The following is an 18,467-nucleotide window of genomic DNA, read 5'->3' as shown; positions in this document are numbered from 1 at the left end:
CTGGCCGAGGTAGGCAGCACGGCACAGCAGGTGCAAAAAAAGGCATGTCCATCGAGAGGGATTGCTATGAAGAAAAAAGCCGACAGGGTACGGAAGCCAGGCTGTTTCGCGTTCAAGGCCAAACCACTACATGCCTTGCTGCTGGCAGTACTGGCCTGTTGGCAAATGGATATGCGCGCCTCGCAAACAGAGCACACCGCCGGCAGGATGCCGCCCGCACGCGCACAGCACATCGAATTCAACAGCAGCTTTCTGCGAGGAGGCGACGGGATCGATGTCTTGCGTTTTGCAGAGGGTAATTCTGTGGAACCGGGTCTCTACAACCCGGACCTTCTGGTCAACGGCAACTGGATGACCCGCACCGAGATGCGGTTCACTCAACGCAGTCGGGGTGCCAGTGCCCAGCCCTGCTTCAACATGTCCCTGCTGGAGCAAATGGACATTGACATGGCGAGCCTGCCGGCGAACGAGGATGTTGTGGATGGAGACCCGGCGTGCCTGCGCATTGAAAAGGTCGTCCCCGGCGCTTCCGCAAGCTTCAACGTAGGTTTGCAACGACTGGATGTGAGCATTCCCCAGATCCTGATGCGGCGCGTGGCAAGCGGCTACGTGAGTCCGGAGCAGTGGAACGCGGGCGTGACGACCGGCATGCTCGGCTATGACTTCAACACCTACCATGCGCGCGGCGGGCCAGCGGGCAGTAGCACCCAGGGCTACCTGGGCCTGAACAGCGGCTTCAACTATGCGCGCTGGCATTTCCGGCACAGTGGCTCGTTCAGTTGGAGCGATCAGGGACCGAGCCGGTATCAGAGCATCTCGGCCTATGCGCAGCGCGACATCGCCGACTGGTCATCGCAACTGATCCTGGGCGACACCTACACCGACGGGGAGATCATGGACTCGGTCTCCTTCCGCGGCCTGCGGCTGCGCACGGACGACCGCATGCTGCCCGAGTCGCAGCGCGGCTTCGCGCCCGTGGTGCGCGGCGTGGCCAATTCCAACGCTCGGGTGGTCATCCGCCAGAACGGCATCAAGCTGCAAGAGACCACGGTGGCACCGGGCGCCTTCGTGATCAATGACCTGTACCCCACCGGCTATGGCGGCGACCTGCAGGTGGATATCGAGGAGGCCGACGGCTCCGTGCGTTCCTTCTCGGTGCCCTATGCGGCCGTTCCTCGTTCGCTGCGCGAGGGCCAGCACCGCTACAGCCTCACAGCAGGCGCGGTGCGCGGCCTGCGTGAGAGCGCTCCGCTCTTCTCGCAGGCAGGCTGGCAGTACGGCCTCTCGAACATGCTCACGGCCTATGGCGGCGCCACGGTCGCCAAGGGCTATTTCTCGCCCACGCTGGGCGCCGTGTTCAATACACCATGGGGTGCCTTTGGCCTGGACCTCACACACGCCAACACCCGCATCCCCCATGACCGCAGCTACTCAGGACAAAGCCTGAGAGTCACCTACGCCAAGACCTTCCCGGAGTCCGGCACGGGCATCACCCTGGCTGCCTACCGCTATTCCACCAACGGGTTCTTCGGCATCAACGAGGCCATGCGGGCGCGCGACCTGACCCGGCCCGCTGCCAGCGGCGCACCGCCCCTGCTGTCGCGCCCGCGCACGCGCGCCGCAATGACACTGAGCCAGCGCCTGGGCGAGCAAGGCGGCAACCTGAGCATTTCCGCCTCCATGGACAACTACTGGAACCGCGCGGGCCGCCGCGTGGACTACACGCTCAACTACAGCAGCTCGTGGCTGGGCGTTCCCTACAACCTGTCGGCCTCGCGCCAGCGCGATGCCTGGGGCCGCCCCAGCACGCAGCTGTACGCAGGGGTGACGATTCCGCTGGGGGCGGGAAAGCCCAGAGTCATGAGCCGTTTCACACATGACTCGAGCGGCGGCAACCAGTTGCAGGCCAGCACCTACGGGCAGGTCGGCAGCGATCTCTCCTATGGCCTGAATGCCGAATACGGCAGCAGCGGCAACCAGGGATCGCGCCTCAATGCAGGCGCCAATGCCCTCTACCGCCGCCCGTACACGCTGTTCAGCGGCAGCGTGAGCGCGGGCCGGGCCGGCCAGCAACTGTCACTGGGCGCGCGCGGCGCCTTGGTCGCCCACCCCGGAGGGGTCACGCTGTCGCAGCCCCTGGGCGAGACCTTCGCCATCGTGCAGGCCCCGCATGCCGAGGGCGCGCGCCTCACCAATGCGCCCGGTGTACGCATCGATGCACGGGGCTATGCCGTGGTGCCCTACATGACACCCTATGCCATGAACGAGGTGTCGCTGGACCCCAAGGGCATGTCCATGGATGTGGAACTGCAGGAAACCAACCGGCGCGTCGCACCGGTGGCCGGTGCCGCCGCCATGGTGGTGTTCAGGACGGCCTACAGTCGCTCGGCCGTGCTGCGCCTGACACAGGCGGACACGTCGCCCGTGCCTTTCGGCGCCGTCGTCTCGGACGAGAGCGGCAAGGACCTGGGCATGGTCGGCCAGGCCGGCAAGCTCATGCTGCGCGGCCTGTCGGACCAGGGGCAGCTGCACGCCCAGTGGAAGGCCGGAGATGGCACGGCCCATTGCAGCATGGCCTATTCGCTGCCGGCGCGGGAGCGCTCCACCGGCTCCCGTGTGCCAGCCAGCATGGACCTGCACTGCGTGCCGTCCCATCTTGCCGCAGCGCCGTCCCATCAGGCCGCGCTGACACACAGAGCCGAGACCTCGCGCCCCATCGCCATCCGCCAGTCCAGCCTGCCCTTCCAGGCCGAGAAGCATCTTGGCGATTTGCGGCTGAGCCTGCGCATCAGTGTCTTGCGCACCACGGCCGATGCGAAGCAGTACACGGGCCAGGCGCAGCCGCCCTTGGTGCCGGACGGCCAGGCAGACAACAGCCCTGGCCTGCGGATCGATCGCAGCCTGGTGGGTGAATTGCGGGACTCGCCGACGCAAGCCCAGGCCTCGGTCGGCGTCTGAACCGACGCGTTACATGGCTGTGCCCACCCCCTTTCCGGCACGCGGTCCGCCGGTCACCTGCCCTGCGATATTGAAATCCAAGAACCGCCTTTTCATTCAGCAACGGAGCATTTTCATGACCATTACCCGTGCCATCGCATTGTCCTCAGTACTCTTCATTTTTTCCATAGGTCAGGCACACGCGCAAGCTTTTTGCTCTAACGATGGAGTCGGCAATTCCATCAACGATGGCAAAAATCACTATGTCCTCCTGCCCAGTAGAACGCTGGAGGTCCCACTGCCGTTTGATATTGAATCTCGTGCAATCGGCAGTGTAGTGGGCCGCGTCGCCTTTCTCCCTTATATCATCAACAAGAAATATACTGGAATGAAAGGGGGTGCAATGTTCTGTGCAAAATACCAAACCTCTGGCTGGTATGGCGTGGGCACCTTTCACCAGAAGCACCGGGCTTATGAGAGCTCCATTCCCGGCATAGGACTGCGCATAGATTTCAGAAAAATGCCTGTTCCGACCGACCCAAGCAATGCAATACAGAGCTACTTTCCCATCCAGGAACTGTCCGATGCTCCCATCTATATCTATCTGGTGAAGATTGGCCCGATCAAACAGGCAGGGCCCCTCAAAGGGGTTTTCCTTCAATACAAGGTCGACGACGTGGTCATCGCCCAATACCAGTTTGACCGTGAGGCCGCCGCTCCGACCGGTCCGTTCTGCACCGCGAGCCTCAGCGCAGAGAACCCGGCCACGGCCGCCGTCGCCCATTCTTCCGGTCGCCCCGCTGCTGAGGGCAGGCTGCCGAAAATGATCGCCAAAGCTCCATCCTGCCTTGCTGATGAACTGCCAGGCATCAAGCCGGTCATGGGAAGTTCCAGTGTCGCCCAGCTTTCGCTCAACCGCCACTGATCCCAAGCCTGACTTTGCGAGGGCCTTGGAGCAGGCGCTGCACTCCTCAGAGATGCCATGCGCCTGCACATGCCAGGGCTAACGGCACAAGACGCCACGTTGTTCTTTCGAAGTGCCGCCTTGATTCCAGATGGAGAACCAGAATGAATATGTACAAGCTTTTCGCATTTTCCATGGGAATCATTTTTTCCACCATTTCCGCATCCCATGCAGCAATCTGCATGCCGGCTGACTCTAATCCGACCACTGATGGAAAGAACCATTACATTGCATCTTACCCCGTGAATCAGGTCCTGAGTTTACCCATCAACATAAACTCCGAACCAAACGGCAAAGTGTTTGCAACAATTCCGATTAAACCAGTAGTCAACAACAAGACTCATTCATCAATAATTGCGCAAGTGGTTTGCTCCGGCGCTAGCAGACCTTCATTTTCAGGAATCGGAGCACCTGATGTCAGAATCTACCCCAGCAATGTCTCCGGAATAGGATTGCGCATATCGATGAAGGGGATTGGAACAATTCCCAACGAACTGCCCATACTGACAAATTCGTATCCCATTCCCGAGGGAGAAAATTTCATCATTACAATAGAATTCATAAAAACAGGACCCATCAGTACTATTTTTGGAGATATCCAACTGGCAGGACCATACATGGAAATGAAAATTGCCGGAGCACTCGCCGCGCAATACGTTTTCTCCGGTGTCACCCTGGTCCCCATCAATCCCACCTGCACGCTGGTGTCGGACAGCATCAGCGTACCGCTGGGCACGCATCCCGACACACGCTTCACAGGTTTGGGTGCGACCACGGACAAGGTGCCCTTCTCCATCCAGCTGAGCTGCCCCGGCGGCGACCCGAACACCCAGATCAAGCCTTTCGTGACGCTGTCGGGCACGACGGACACGCAAGTCCCCTCGGTGCTGGCGCTGACCGGCTCGCAGGTCAGCGGCGTTGGCGTGGAGGTGCTGAGAAATGGCGCGATCCAGGGCTTTGGCGCAGCCAACGGCTGGCAGGCGGGCACGATTTCGCAGGGCACGGCAAATTTCCAGATCGACCTGGAGGCGCGCTACCGGCAAATCAGGAATACCGTGAGCGGCGGTGGCAGTGCAAATGCCTTGGCGACCTTCACCATCGACTACCAGTAGGCCGGTCGCAGCACGGCCGTAACACGGCGGTATCGGCTTGGGCCACGAGACAAAAGGGTTAACCCCAGTCCAAAAACGTCGCAACCTCTGCGACATTTCAACCAAGCAAGGTTGCACCATGTCTTCTTCATGGTGCATCTCCATTCGCATTTCCCACCTCTTCCATTCCTCACTGGCACACCATGTCCACCACCGTAGGCATCAAGGTTGATGACGCTCTGCGCGAGCGCATCCGCATCGCCGCCCAGCAGATAGGGCGCACACCGCACTGGCTGATCAAGCAGGCGGTTGTCCAGTACGTCGATGCCCTGGAGCGCGGCGCGACCACCATCCGGCTGTCCAGCGCGGGCGACAGCCAGGGCGATGTGGCGCTGGAAGAAGCGCAACCCAGCAGCCCGCAAGAGGTGCAACCCTTTCTGGAATTCGCCCAATCCATCCTGCCGCAGACGCCGCTGCGCGCCGCGATCACGGCCGCCTGGCACCGGCCCGAGCCCGAGTGCCTGCCCGTGCTGCTGCCGCTGGCACGCGCCCAGGATGCCCAGCAGGCCGACAGGGTGCGCGAGCTGGCGACCCGGCTGGTACAGGGCCTGCGCGATGCGCCGGCCGGCAGCGGCGTGGCGGCGCTGGTGCAGGAGTTTTCCCTGTCCAGCCAGGAAGGCGTGGCGCTGATGTGCCTGGCCGAGGCGCTGCTGCGCATTCCCGACCGTGCCACGCGCGATGCGCTGATCCGCGACAAGATCAGCAAGGGCGACTGGCGCGCCCATGTGGGCCGCTCGCCCTCGCTGTTCGTGAACGCGGCGGCCTGGGGCCTGGTGCTGACGGGCAAGCTCACATCCACCAGCAGCGAGAAGAACCTGTCTTCGGCGCTGACGCGCGTGATCGGCAAGGGCGGCGAGCCCCTGATCCGCCAGGGCGTGCACCGCGCCATGAAGCTGATGGGCGAGCAGTTCGTGACGGGCCAGGACATCGCCGAGGCGCTGGCCAACAGCCGCGCCTATGAAAAGCAGGGCTTTCGCTACAGCTACGACATGCTGGGCGAGGCGGCCGCCACCGAGGCGGATGCGCAGCGCTACCTGCAGGCCTACGAGCAGGCCATCCACGCGATCGGCGCGGCGTCCAACGGGCGCGGCATCTTCGAGGGGCCGGGCATCTCCATCAAGCTGTCGGCCCTGCACCCGCGCTACAGCCGCGCGCAGTACGAGCGTGTGATGGCCGAGCTGCTGCCGCGCGTGCTGCGGCTGGCCGAGATGGCCAAGCAGTACGACATCGGCATGAACATCGATGCCGAAGAGGCCGACCGGCTGGAGCTGTCGCTGGACCTGCTGGAGTCGCTGTGCGCGGCGCCCTCGCTCAAGGGCTGGAACGGCATAGGCTTCGTGGTGCAGGCCTATCAAAAGCGCTGCCCGCAGGTGCTGGACCACCTGGTGGACCTGGCCCGCCGCAGCCGCCGCCGCCTGATGGTGCGGCTGGTCAAGGGCGCCTATTGGGACAGCGAGATCAAGCGCGCCCAGGAAGGCGGCCAGGCCGGTTACCCCGTCTATACGCGCAAGGTCTATACGGACGTGAGCTACCTGGCCTGCGCGCGCAAGCTGCTGGATGCGCCCGACGCCGTCTACCCCCAGTTCGCCACGCACAACGCGCAGACGCTGGCCAGCATCTACCACATGGCCCAGGCTGTGGGCGGCAGCTACTACAGCGGCCAGTACGAGTTCCAGTGCCTGCACGGCATGGGCGAGCCGCTGTACGCACAGGTGACGGGCCCGGCCTCCGAAGGCAAGCTGGCCCGCCCCTGCCGCATCTATGCGCCCGTGGGCAGCCATGAGACGCTGCTGGCCTATCTGGTGCGCCGCCTGCTGGAAAACGGTGCCAACACCTCGTTCGTGAACCGCATCGGCGACGCCTCCGTGCCGGTCTCCGAGCTGGTGGCCGACCCGGTGGACGAGGTGATGAAGATCGCCCGTGTTGAAGGCCGGCTGGGTGCGCCGCACCCGCGCATTGCACTGCCGGCCGACCTGTTTGCACGGCAGGGCGAGAAAGACGCGCAGGCCCGCGCCAATTCCCAGGGCCTGAATCTGGCGCACGAGCAGCAGCTGGCCTCATTGGCCGCCGCACTGCTGCACAGCACGCGCCAGACCTATCTGGCCGCGCCCGCAGAGGCCGACCTGCCTGCCGACCCGGCGCGTGCCGAGGGCTGGCAGGCCATGCGCAATCCGGCCGAGCTGTCCGACATCGTGGGCTGGGTGCGCGAGGCCACCGCTGCCGAGGCCGAGGCCTGCGCCACCCGCGCCGCCCAGGCCGCGCCGATCTGGGCCGGCACGCCTGCCGCCGCCCGCGCCGATGCGCTGGCCCGCGCCGCCGACCTGCTGGAGCAGCGCAGCCAGCCGCTGATGGGCCTGATCATGCGAGAGGCCGGCAAGACCCTGCCCAACGCGGTGGCCGAGATCCGCGAGGCGGTGGACTTCCTGCGCTATTACGGCGCCCAGGTGGCTGCGCATTTCGACAACGCCACGCAGCGCCCGCTGGGCGTGGTGCTGGCCATCAGCCCCTGGAATTTTCCGCTGGCCATCTTCTGCGGACAGGTGGCCGCAGCCCTGGCTGCCGGCAATACCGTGCTGGCCAAGCCCGCCGAGCAGACCCCGCTGACGGCCGCCGCCATGGTGGCCCTGCTGCACGAGGCCGGCGTGCCGCGCGATGCGCTGCAGCTGGTGCCCGGTGCGGGCGAGACCGTGGGCGCCGCCCTGGTGGCGCATCCGCTGGTGGCCGGCGTGATGTTCACGGGCTCCACCGAGGTGTCACGCCTGATTGCGCGCCAGCTGTCGCGCCGCCTGTCGCCCGCAGGCCGCCCCATTGCGCTGGTTGCCGAGACCGGCGGCCAGAACGCCATGGTGGTGGACTCCTCGGCCCTGGCCGAGCAGGTGGTGGCCGATGTGCTGGCCTCGGCCTTCGATTCGGCCGGCCAGCGCTGCTCTGCCCTGCGTCTGCTGTGCCTGCAGGAAGAGGTGGCCGACCGCACGCTGACCATGCTGCGCGATGCGCTGCAGGAGTGGACGCTGGGCAACCCCGACCGCCTGAGCACCGATGTGGGCCCCGTGATCGACGACGCGGCACGCCGCCAGATCGAGGAGCACATAGAGCAGATGGCCGCAGCGGGCCAGAAGGTCACCCGCGTGGAGCGCAAGGACGGCGTGCTCAACGGACACTATGTGGCACCTGCCCTCATCGAGATCGACAGCACGGAGCGCCTGCAGCGCGAGGTCTTCGGCCCCGTGCTGCACGTGATCCGCTTCAGGCGTGAGCAGCTGGACGCGCTGGTCGATGGCATCAACGCCACCGGCTACGGCCTGACCTTCGGCGTGCACAGCCGCATCGACGAGACCATTGCCCACCTCACCCAGCGCGTGCATGCGGGCAACATCTATGTGAACCGCAATGTGATCGGCGCCATGGTGGGCGTGCAGCCCTTTGGCGGCATGGGCCTGTCGGGCACGGGCCCCAAGGCCGGCGGCCCGCTGTATCTGCACCGCTTGGTGCAGGGGCCTGCCAGCGCGGCGCTGTCGGTCTTCGCACGGGCGGAGTCGCCTGCCCAGGCGCCGCTGCAGCTGCTGGGCCTGCTGCGCGAGACACTGTCCAAGGCGCCGCCGGATGCCATGTCCGCCGACGAGCAGGTGCAGGCCCTGGCCGCCTGCGACGCGGCAGCCTCCGCATCGCGCCTGGACGCGGCCATGCCGCTGCCCGGCCCCACGGGCGAATCCAACCGCTACCGCCTGCTGCCGCGCGGCCCCGTCTGGGCACTGCCGCGCACGCCGCTGGGCCTGGTGGCCCAGGTGGCAGCAGCCCTGGCCAGCGGCAACGCCTGCCATGCGGTACTGCCCGACAACGGAACAGGCTCCGACAGCGGCTGCGCCGCCACCTGGCAGGCGCTGCGCGCCGCTGCGGGCGATGCCGGTGTGCCATGGCTGCACAGCGCCAGCGCCGACTCCCTGGGCGATTCGGCAGCGCCCATGGCGGCCTTGCTGTTCGAGGGCGATGGCGACGCCCTGCTGCAGGTCTGCGCCCAGGTCGCCGCGCGCGACGGCGCCCTGGTGCGCGTGGAAAGCCGCAACAGCGACGAGCTGCACGCGGGCCGCGGCTATGACCTGGCCGCGCTGTTCCACGAGCAATCCATCAGCACCAATACCGCTGCCGCAGGCGGAAACGCTCAACTGATGACCATGGCTTGAACCGCCGGGGCCGGCACAACCGGCCCCTGGCAAGCGCCCCGCACCACCCGAAAAAACACGACCAACGCAGGACACTTCAATGCAATTCAACTGGAACGACCCGACGGCGATCATGTTCGCCATCTACCTGGTCGCCATGCTCGGCATCGGCGCCATCGGCTACTTCAGCACCAAGAATCTTTCCGACTACATCCTGGGCGGCCGCAGCCTGGGCAGCTTCGTGACGGCGCTGTCGGCCGGTGCCTCGGACATGAGTGGCTGGCTGCTGATGGGCCTGCCCGGAGCCATCTACCTGTCCGGCCTGTCGGAAGCCTGGATCGCCATCGGCCTGATCCTGGGCGCCTACCTGAACTGGCGCCTGGTGGCGGCGCGGCTGCGCCTGTACACCGAGCGTGCCGGCAATGCGCTGACGCTGCCCGACTACCTGGCCAACCGTTTCGAGGACCACTCCAGCGTGCTGCGCATCGTGACGGCCGTGGTGATCCTGGTGTTCTTCACGCTGTACTGCGCCTCGGGCGTGGTGGCGGGCGCGCGCCTGTTCGAGAACATGTTCGGCATGCCCTACAGCACGGCCCTGTGGGTGGGCGCGCTGTGCACCATCGCCTATGTGTTCATCGGCGGCTTCCTGGCCGTGAGCTGGACGGACACCATCCAGGCATCGTTGATGATCACGGCCCTGATCCTGGCGCCCGTGATCGCCTGGCTGGCCGTGCAGGGCCATCTGCAGCCGGGCCAGGACCTGCACGCCATCGTGGCGGCAGAGAAGTTCGACCTGTTCCGTGGCGCCAGCTTCGTGGGCGTGGTCTCGCTGCTGGCCTGGGGCCTGGGCTACTTCGGCCAGCCGCACATCCTGGTGCGCTTCATGGCGGCATCGTCGGTGCAGACCATTCCCTCGGCCCGCCGCATCAGCATGACCTGGATGATCCTGTGCCTGGCCGGCGCCGTGGCCGTGGGCTTCATCGGCATCCCCTACTTCGCGGCCAACCCCGCTGGCGCGGCCGCCGTGAACGCCAATGCCGAGACGGTGTTCATGGAGATCACCAAGCAGCTGTTCAACCCCTGGATCTCGGGCGCACTGCTGGCGGCCATCCTGGCGGCCGTGATGAGCACGCTGTCGTGCCAGCTGCTGGTGTGCTCCAGCGCGCTGACCGAAGACATCTACCGCACCTTCCTGCGCAAGAACGCCAGCCAGATCGAACTGGTCTGGATCGGCCGTGCCATGGTGCTGCTGGTGGCCTTGATCGCCATCGCCATCGCCAGCAACCCCGACTCCAAGGTGCTGGGCATGGTCAGCTACGCCTGGGCCGGCTTCGGCGCCGCCTTCGGCCCGGTGATCATCCTGTCGCTGTTCTGGAGCCGCATGACGCGCGGCGGCGCGCTGGCCGGCATCATCACCGGCGCCGTGACGGTGCTGGTGTGGAAGCAGTTCGGTTGGCTGGGCCTGTACGAGATCATCCCCGGCTTCATCCTGGCCTGGCTGGCCACGGTGGTCGTCAGCCGCATGGGCCCTGCGCCTTCGCAAAGCATCCTGAAGGCGCATGCGGCGGTGGAGAACGAGTTCGAGCGGATCGGGGCACGCTGAGTGGCAATGAGCTGACCCGCTCCGCCTGAACCCGACGCCCGATGACGCTTGCGCGCATCGGGCGTTTGTCATTTCAGCACCTATGACATCGCCAAATCAGATGCACCTCAACGCACATGACGAGCGCTTTGTACGTGGTCGCCACAAGGGGAGTGGTCACTACAATCCAGGGGCTCTTTTTTCATCGCCGGGCCGCCCCAGGATGAAAAGCGGCCCCCTGCGGGGGACCGCGGACCTTGCCCTGCAAGGAGAGCGTGGGGGCCATTTTTCCAACACACAACAAGTGAGACTGCCGCTATGCAAATGATCCGCCGCACCCTTCTTTCGACCTGCGTGGCCGCCATGGCGGCTGCCTCGGCTGGCGCCGTACTGGCCCAGACCAAGGAGGTCAAGGTGGGCTACGCCCTGGCCGTGAATTCGCACTACGGCGCGGCTGCCCAGGCCTGGGCCGATGCGGTGGAAAAGGGCACGAACGGCGCCTACAAGTTCAAGCAGTTCCCCGCGTCCGCCCTGGGCGGCGAACGCGAGCTGATCGAGGGCCTGCAGCTGGGCACGGTGGAGGCGGCCATCGTCTCCACGGGCGCCATCAGCAACTTCGTGCCCGATGTGGGCGTGGTGGACATTCCCTTCCTGTTCCGCGACACGCAGCATGCGCGCGCCGTGCTGGACGGCGCCTTCGGCCAGGAGCTGCTGGCCAAGTTCAGCAAGCGCGGCCTGGTCGCGCTGGCCTGGGGCGAGCAGGGCTTTCGCCACCTGTCCAACAACAAGCACGCCGTCAACGGCGTGGCCGATCTCAAGGGCCTGAAGATCCGCGTGACCGAGAACCCCGTGCACATCACGGCCTTCCGCACGCTGGGCGCATCGCCCACGCCCATGTCCTGGCCCGAAGTGATCGGTGCGCTGCAGCAGGGCACGATCGACGGCCAGGAGAACCCGATCTCGGTGCTGGCCTCGGCCAAGCTGTGGCAGGTGCAAAAGCACCTGACGCTGACCGCCCACGTGTACGCGCCCATGGCCCTGCTGGTGTCGCCCTCGTTCTGGGGCACGCTGAACGACAGCCAGAAGGCGGCCTTCACGCAGGGCGCCAAGTCGGGCGCCATCGCTTCGCGCGTGTTCGTGGACACGGTGGAGAAGAAGGGCGTGGAAGAAGCCAAGAGCCACGGCATGCAGGTGGTGGAGAAGGTGGACCAGGCCGCCTTCCGCACGGCGCTGGAGCCCGCCTACAAGGAATACGCGAAGAAGTTCGGCCAGAAGACGCTGGACACCATCGCCAACGCCAAGTAATCCCCTGAGGCATTGCGGGCTGCGGCCCGCAATGCAGGGCGACCTGCTGCGGGCAACACCTGTGGCCCCGCACGGCGCCCGCGCCGATGATCTGACCTCCGGCGGCAGCCCGGCCCTTGCCGCTATCGCGGCTCTTGCGGCTTTTTCGCCCCTGCCCTCCTGCCCTCGCCCACTCCTATGCTCAACCGAATCGAACGCGCCCTTGTGGCCTGCAACCGCTGGCTGCTGATCGTGCTGCTGCTGGCCATGGCCTGCATCGTGTTTGCCAATGTGGTGCTGCGCTACACCACGGGCGACTCCATTGTCTGGGCCGAGGAAGTGGCCCGGCACATGATGATCTGGGTCACCTTCCTGGGCGCGGGCCTGGTCCTGCGCTTCGGTGGCCATGTGGCCATCGACAACCTGCACCGCTCGGTGGGCACGCGCAAGGCGCAGTGGCTGCGCCGCCTCGTGGTGCTGGGCGTGGGCCTGTTCTGCGCGGTGATGGCGGTGGCCTCGTCGCAGTACGTCTGGGCCACGCGCTTCCAGACCACGGCGGCCACGGACATTCCCATCTCCTTCGTCTACGCGGCCATGCCCGTGGGCTTCGTGCTGATGCTGGTGCATCTGCTGTTCATTGCGCGCGGCTATATCGCAGACGGCTCGTTCGCCGAATCCGACGAGATGGATGCCGACGCAGCCGCATCCATATGACCCCCCTGAGTCGCTGCAGTCGCTGCGCGCCTTCCCCCAGGGGACGACACCCTCGCTGCGGGGCGGCGCGGCCGGCCCAGGCCCTTGCTTGGTGTCTCCTGCCTTGGAGCGTGTCAGTTCCATCGCTCTGCCATGAATAACTGATTCGAACGCACATCATGGGTATCACGCTTTTCATCGCCATCATCGTCCTGCTCACGCTGGGCTTTCCGGTGGCCTTCGCGCTGGCGATCTCCGCCGCGCTGGCCGTCTTCGTGGGGGGCCGCTATCCGCAGCTCATCGTGTTCAAGGAGATGTTCACGGGCATAGACAGCTTTCCGCTGATGGCCGTGCCCTTCTTCATCCTGGCGGCCGAGCTGATGTCGGGCGGGGCGCTCACGCATGTGCTGCTGCGCTTTGCCGCGCAGTTCGTGGGCCATCTGCGCGGCGGCCTGGGCTATGCCAATGTGCTGTCGCTGACGCTGTTCTCGGGCATTTCGGGCTCGGCCCTGGCCGATGCGGCCGGCCCCGGCTCGATGATGGTCAAGATGATGGACAAGGCCGGCTACGCGCGCTCCTACGCGGCGGCGCTGACGGCCAGCACGGCCATCGTGGGACCCATCATTCCGCCGTCGGTGAGCATGATCATCTACGCGCTGCAGGATGAGAACGTGTCGGTGGGCGGGCTGTTCATGGCCGGCTTCATCCCCGGCATCCTGATCGCGCTGGCCATGGCCGCCGTGAACTGGTGGGTGTGCAAGAAGCGCGACTACCGCTCCACCGAGCCGCGCCCCGACGGCCGCACGATGTGGATCAACAGCTTCAAGGCGATTCCCGCGCTGATGCTGATCGTGCTCATCGTGGTGGGCATCCGCTTCGGCATCTTCACGCCCACCGAGGCTTCGGTGGTGGCCGTGTTCTACGCCCTGGTCTGCGGCAAGTGGGTGTACCGCACACTGCAGTGGTCGGCGCTGCCGGGCATTGCGGCGCGCTCGGCCATGCTGACGGCCTCGGTGCTGCTGGTGATGGCGACTTCGGCGGCCTTTGCCTGGGTGCTGACGGTGGAGGGCATTCCGCAGTACCTGTCCGAGCTGATCGTGAGCTGGGAGCTGTCGCCCACCCTGTTCCTGATCGCGGTGAACATCCTGCTGCTGGTGTTCGGCATCTTCATGGAGCCACTGCCCGGCGTGATGATCCTGGTGCCCATCCTGGCGCCCATTGCGTTCAGCCTGGGCATCGATCCCACGCACTTCGCCATGGTGGTGATCGTGAACCTGACGCTGGGCATGATCACGCCGCCCGTTGGCGGGCTGCTGTTCGTGACCTCGGTGGCCACGCGCGTGTCCATCACCGATCTCACGCGCGAGATGCCGCTGTTCCTGCTGGCGCACTTCGTGGTGCTGTGCCTGCTGACCTTCATCCCCGCGCTGTCCACCTGGTTGCCGCATACGCTGGGCTTCCAGTGACGAAAAGGGCCTCCGAGTGAGGCCCTTTTTTTTGCCGCCTGGCCGCCCCAAGGCATAAAGCGCCCCCCTGGTGGGCAGCGGACCTTGCGCAGCAAGGGTAGCGTGGGGGCCTTTTTTCCGGGGTGCCCAGCGCCTCAGAAGAGCAGGCCGGCCATGCGCTGGGCCGTTTCCTTCAGGTGCGGCAGGCCCTCCAGCGCCTGCGCCAGCGGCATGCGCGCCTCGGGCGCATGCACGGCCAGCGTGGCGCGGCACTGGCCCTTGGCATCGCGCACGGGCACGGCCACGGCGATCATGCCGCGCATGAATTCCTCGCGGTCGCAGGAGTGGCCTTCGCGCACGATGCGCGCGCACTCATGTGACAGCGCCTCGGGCGTGGTCAGCGTGTTGGCCGTGCAGGCGGTGAGTTCCACGCTGTCCAGAATGGCGGCGCGCCGGGCCGCAGGCATATGGGCCAGGAACAGCTTGCCGCTGGCCGTGGCGTGGATGGGCACCATCGATCCGGCCTCCAGCTGGATGCGCAGCGGCCAGTGGGTCTCGACACGGTCCAGGTAGCGCACGCGCGTGCCGTCCAGCACGGTGAGGTTGCAGGTCTCGCCCAGACGGGCCACCAGCTGGGACAGCAGCTCATGGCGCAGGGCCTGCCGCGGGTCGGCTTGCAGGGCGCGCACGGCCAGGCTCAGCAGCTTGGGGCCCGGGGAGAAGCTGCGGTCACCCTCATGGCGCAGCAGCCATTGCCGCGCCTCCAGGTGGGAGCACAGGCGCGAGGCCGTGGCCTTGGGCAGGTTGAGCGCGGCTGCGATGTCCATGAGGCCCGGCGGGGCCTCGGCCTGGGTCACGAAATCGAGCACGGCCAGGGAGCGATCGGAGACCGAGTTCGCTTCGTCCTGCCGTGCAGGGGTGTGGTCCGGGGCAGCGCTGGCAAGGGATGGCGGCATGGGGCGGTGTCGTGTCGTGTGAAAGGCCGGAAACGCTTTCGATCATGCCTGATCGCCAGGAGGCGGCAAGGGTTTGCGCGGGGTTGCGGTCCACGGCGGCAACGAATAAGTTTCATCCAAAGGAACAAATAGTTCCTTCAAAAGAAACTCAAAAGGAGCCACTGCATGCCGGACCCCATCGACAGCTATGACTACGTGATCGTGGGAGCAGGCTCTGCCGGCTGCGTGCTGGCCGCGCGCCTGTCCGAGGACCCGGCCACGCGGGTGCTGCTGCTGGAGGCAGGCCCGCCGGACCGCTCGCCCTGGATCCACCTGCCCATCGGCTACGGCAAGACCATGTGGAGCCCCGTCTACAACTGGAAGTTCGAGACCGACCCGGACCCCAACATGAACGGCAGGCGCATCTACTGGCCGCGCGGCCGCACGCTGGGCGGCAGCAGTTCGATCAACGGCCTGATCTACGTGCGCGGCCAGCGCGAGGACTACGACCACTGGGCGGCGCTGGGCAATGCGGGCTGGTCGTATGAGGAGGTGCTGCCCTACTTTGTGAAGTCCGAAGGCAATGCGCGCGGCGCCTTCCCGGGCCATGGCGCGGACGGGCCGCTCAAGGTCTCGGACATCGGCGCACAGCATCCGCTGATCGAGGCCTTCATTGCCGGGGCAGGCCAGGTCGGCGTGCCCCGCACCGAGGATTTCAACGGCCGCGACCAGGAGGGCGCAGGCTACTACCAGCTCACCACCCACAAGGGCCTGCGCTGCAGCACGGCCAAGGCCTATCTGGGCGAGGCCCGGCGCCGCCCCAATCTGCGCATAGAGACCGATGCCATGGCCACGCAGCTGGTGCTGCGCGGCCGGCGCGCCACCGGCATCCGCTACCGGCAAGGCGGGCAGGAGCGCCAGGCCCAGGCGCGGGCCGAAGTGATTCTGTCGGCAGGCGCCATCCAGTCGCCGCAGCTGCTGCAACTGTCGGGCATAGGCCCGGCCGCGCTGTCGCAGTCCCTGGGGATTCCCGTGGTGCACGATCTGCCGGGCGTGGGCGAGAACCTGCAGGACCATCTTCAGATACGCCTGGGCTACGAATGCAGCCAGCCCATCACCACCAATGACCAGCTCAATTCCTGGGTGGGCAGGACCAGGCTGGGGCTGGAATGGCTGCTGTTCCGCTCGGGCGCGCTGGCCGTGGGCATCAACCAGGGCGGCTGCTTCATGCGTGCGCTCAGGGACGAGCAGGGCCGGCCCGTGGCCGCCACGCCCGACATCCAGTTCCACGTCTCCACGCTGTCGGCCGACATGGCAGGGGGGCAGGTCCATCCGTACTCGGGCTTCACCATGTCGGTCTGCCAGCTGCGGCCCGAGTCACGCGGGCAGTTGCGCATCCGCTCGCGCGATGCCTTCGAGCCGCCTTCCATCCAGCCCAACTACCTGGCCACCGACCTGGACCGCCGCACCAACGTGGCGGCCGTGCGCGCGGCACGCGCCATTGCCGACACGCCGGCCATGCGCCCCTTCGTGAAGCGCGAGGTCAAGCCCGGCCCCGATGCGCACAGCGATGCGGAGCTGCTGGAGTTCTGCCGCAACCACGGCGCCACCATCTTCCACCCCAGCGGCACCTGCCGCATGGGCAGCGATGCCCTGGCCGTGGTCGATGCGCGGCTGCGCGTGCATGGCATGGCCGGGCTGCGCGTGGTCGATTGCTCGGTCATGCCCACCCTGGTCTCGGGCAACACCAATGCGCCCGTGGTGATGATGGCCGAGAAGGCCGCCGACATGGTTCGCGAAGACAGGCACGGAGAGACAGGGCAGCTCAAGGTCGCATGACTGCCCGTTCCTGCATCCCGGCAATGCGACAGACAACCAGGAGACAGCATGACGACGGCAACCGATCCCAGGGTCATCCGCAAGGTGGTGACCTCCGCGCTCATCGGCGCAACCATCGAGTGGTATGACTTCTTCCTGTACGGCGTGGTCGCCGGCATCGTGTTCAGCAAGCTGTACTTTCCCAGCGACGATCCGCTGATCTCCACGCTGCTGGCCTACACCACCTTTGCCGTGGGCTTTGTCACGCGGCCGCTGGGCGGGGTGATCTTCGGGCACTTCGGCGACCGCGTGGGACGCAAGAGCATCCTGGTGGTCACGCTGATGATCATGGGCGTGTCCACCTTCCTGATCGGCCTGCTGCCCACGCATGCGCAGATCGGCGTGGCCGCGCCCATCCTGCTGCTGCTGCTGCGCGTGGCCCAGGGCATAGGCCTGGGCGGCGAATGGGGCGGTGCCGTGCTCATGGCCTACGAATACGCGCCCAAGGAAAAGCGGGGCTTCTATGCCTCCCTGCCCCAGGTGGGCCTGGCCATCGGCCTGTTCATGGCCTCGGGCGTGGTGGCCCTGCTGTCCTGGCTGTGCACCGAGGAGCAATTCATGGCCTGGGGCTGGCGCGTCGCGTTCCTGATCTCGGGCCTGATGGTGGCCGTGGGCATGTACATCCGCCTGCATGTGAAGGAGACGCCCGAATTCGCGGCCGTCAAGGCACGCAATGCCGAGACCGCGATTCCCTTCATGGACATGATGCGGCGCTACCCCGGCAATGTGCTCAAGGGCATGGGCGCACGCTATATCGACGGCGTTTTCTTCAACGTCTTCGGCGTGTTCTCGATCAGCTACCTGACCTCCACCCTGCAGATCAGCCGCACCGATGCATTGATCGGCGTGATGGTCGCCGCCGTGGTGATGTGCTTCACGATTCCGCTGTTCGGCCGCCTGTCCGACCGCATGGGCCGCAGCCGCGTGTATCTGTGGGGATCGCTGATCACCGCGGTCTCTGCCTTCCCGGCCTTCTGGCTCATGGCCCACAGCGGCGGCAATGTGCTGCTGATATGGATCGCCATCGTCGTGCCCTTCGGCATTCTCTACGCGGCGGTCTACGGCCCCGAAGCCGCCCTCTTCTGCGACCTGTTCGACGCCAAGGTGCGCTACACCGGCATTTCCTTTGTCTACCAGTTCTCGGGCATTTTCGCGTCCGGCATCACGCCCATCATTGCGACGGCGCTGGTCAAGACGGCCGGTGGCAGCCCGTGGCTGGTGTGCCTGTATGTGGTGTTTGCGGGAGCGGTATCGGCCTGGTGTGCCTGGGCAATAGGGCGGGATGGGCAGGGTGCCCGCGCCTTTCGGCCCGTGGGCAATGCCAGGGCAGGCCTGTGAATGGATGGAACTCGGGCGCTTTCAAGAAAGTTGAATACGCACGCCGGAAAACACATTTCCGGCGTACGAACCCATTTCAGGGACTCCAGCAAAAAACCAC

Annotated in this window: 11 protein-coding genes; 10 read left to right on the top strand and 1 reads right to left on the bottom strand. The window is 66.0% G+C overall.

Features of this window, described 5'->3' with window-relative positions:
- The first annotated feature begins 66 nt into the window (after positions 1–66).
- The 8 genes from AAN986_RS03415 (at position 67) to AAN986_RS03380 (ending at position 14,237) form a co-directional block, all read left to right on the top strand.
- Positions 67–2,958, top strand: coding sequence for a fimbria/pilus outer membrane usher protein (locus AAN986_RS03415; protein ID WP_047218448.1), 2,892 nt, complete (start codon positions 67–69; stop codon positions 2,956–2,958).
- Positions 2,959–3,073: 115 nt separating this feature from the next.
- On the top strand, positions 3,074–3,862 hold the full coding sequence (locus AAN986_RS03410) for a hypothetical protein (protein ID WP_156179829.1): 789 nt from the start codon (positions 3,074–3,076) through the stop codon (positions 3,860–3,862).
- Between the two features lie 143 nt (positions 3,863–4,005).
- On the top strand, positions 4,006–5,013 hold the full coding sequence (locus tag AAN986_RS03405; RefSeq protein ID WP_082138090.1) for a fimbrial protein: 1,008 nt from the start codon (positions 4,006–4,008) through the stop codon (positions 5,011–5,013).
- 182 nt (positions 5,014–5,195) lie between these two features.
- Positions 5,196–9,233, top strand: a complete 4,038-nt coding sequence (gene putA, locus AAN986_RS03400) for a trifunctional transcriptional regulator/proline dehydrogenase/L-glutamate gamma-semialdehyde dehydrogenase (protein WP_047218445.1) — start codon at positions 5,196–5,198, stop codon at positions 9,231–9,233.
- Between the two features lie 79 nt (positions 9,234–9,312).
- Positions 9,313–10,815: a sodium/proline symporter PutP gene (gene putP, locus AAN986_RS03395; RefSeq protein WP_047218444.1), complete on the top strand. Its 1,503-nt coding sequence runs from the start codon at positions 9,313–9,315 to the stop codon at positions 10,813–10,815.
- A gap of 297 nt (positions 10,816–11,112) precedes the next feature.
- Positions 11,113–12,099: a TRAP transporter substrate-binding protein gene (locus AAN986_RS03390; protein ID WP_016450058.1), complete on the top strand. Its 987-nt coding sequence runs from the start codon at positions 11,113–11,115 to the stop codon at positions 12,097–12,099.
- A gap of 177 nt (positions 12,100–12,276) precedes the next feature.
- Complete coding sequence (locus AAN986_RS03385; protein ID WP_013800419.1) at positions 12,277–12,792, top strand: TRAP transporter small permease; 516 nt, start codon at positions 12,277–12,279, stop codon at positions 12,790–12,792.
- Between the two features lie 158 nt (positions 12,793–12,950).
- Positions 12,951–14,237, top strand: coding sequence for a TRAP transporter large permease (locus tag AAN986_RS03380; RefSeq protein ID WP_047218443.1), 1,287 nt, complete (start codon positions 12,951–12,953; stop codon positions 14,235–14,237).
- Between the two features lie 134 nt (positions 14,238–14,371).
- Here AAN986_RS03380 and AAN986_RS03375 read toward each other — a convergent pair whose 3' ends face one another.
- Complete coding sequence (locus AAN986_RS03375; RefSeq protein ID WP_047218442.1) at positions 14,372–15,172, bottom strand: IclR family transcriptional regulator; 801 nt, start codon at positions 15,170–15,172, stop codon at positions 14,372–14,374.
- A 165-nt stretch (positions 15,173–15,337) separates the two neighbouring features.
- Here AAN986_RS03375 and AAN986_RS03370 point away from each other — a divergent pair, with 165 nt between their 5' ends.
- Both AAN986_RS03370 and AAN986_RS03365 read left to right on the top strand, forming a co-directional pair.
- Positions 15,338–16,990, top strand: coding sequence for a choline dehydrogenase (locus AAN986_RS03370; RefSeq protein ID WP_047218441.1), 1,653 nt, complete (start codon positions 15,338–15,340; stop codon positions 16,988–16,990).
- Between the two features lie 48 nt (positions 16,991–17,038).
- A complete protein-coding gene (locus AAN986_RS03365; protein ID WP_047218440.1) occupies positions 17,039–18,367 on the top strand; it encodes an MFS transporter in 1,329 nt (442 codons plus the stop codon).
- The last annotated feature ends 100 nt before the right edge of the window (positions 18,368–18,467 follow it).

It is taken from the genome of Delftia sp. DS1230 (genome assembly GCF_040112715.1).
Taxonomy (GTDB): Bacteria; Pseudomonadota; Gammaproteobacteria; order Burkholderiales; family Burkholderiaceae_C; genus Comamonas; species Comamonas tsuruhatensis.
Note: the sequence above shows the minus strand (reverse complement) of the source record. Positions and strands in the feature narration are given on the sequence as shown.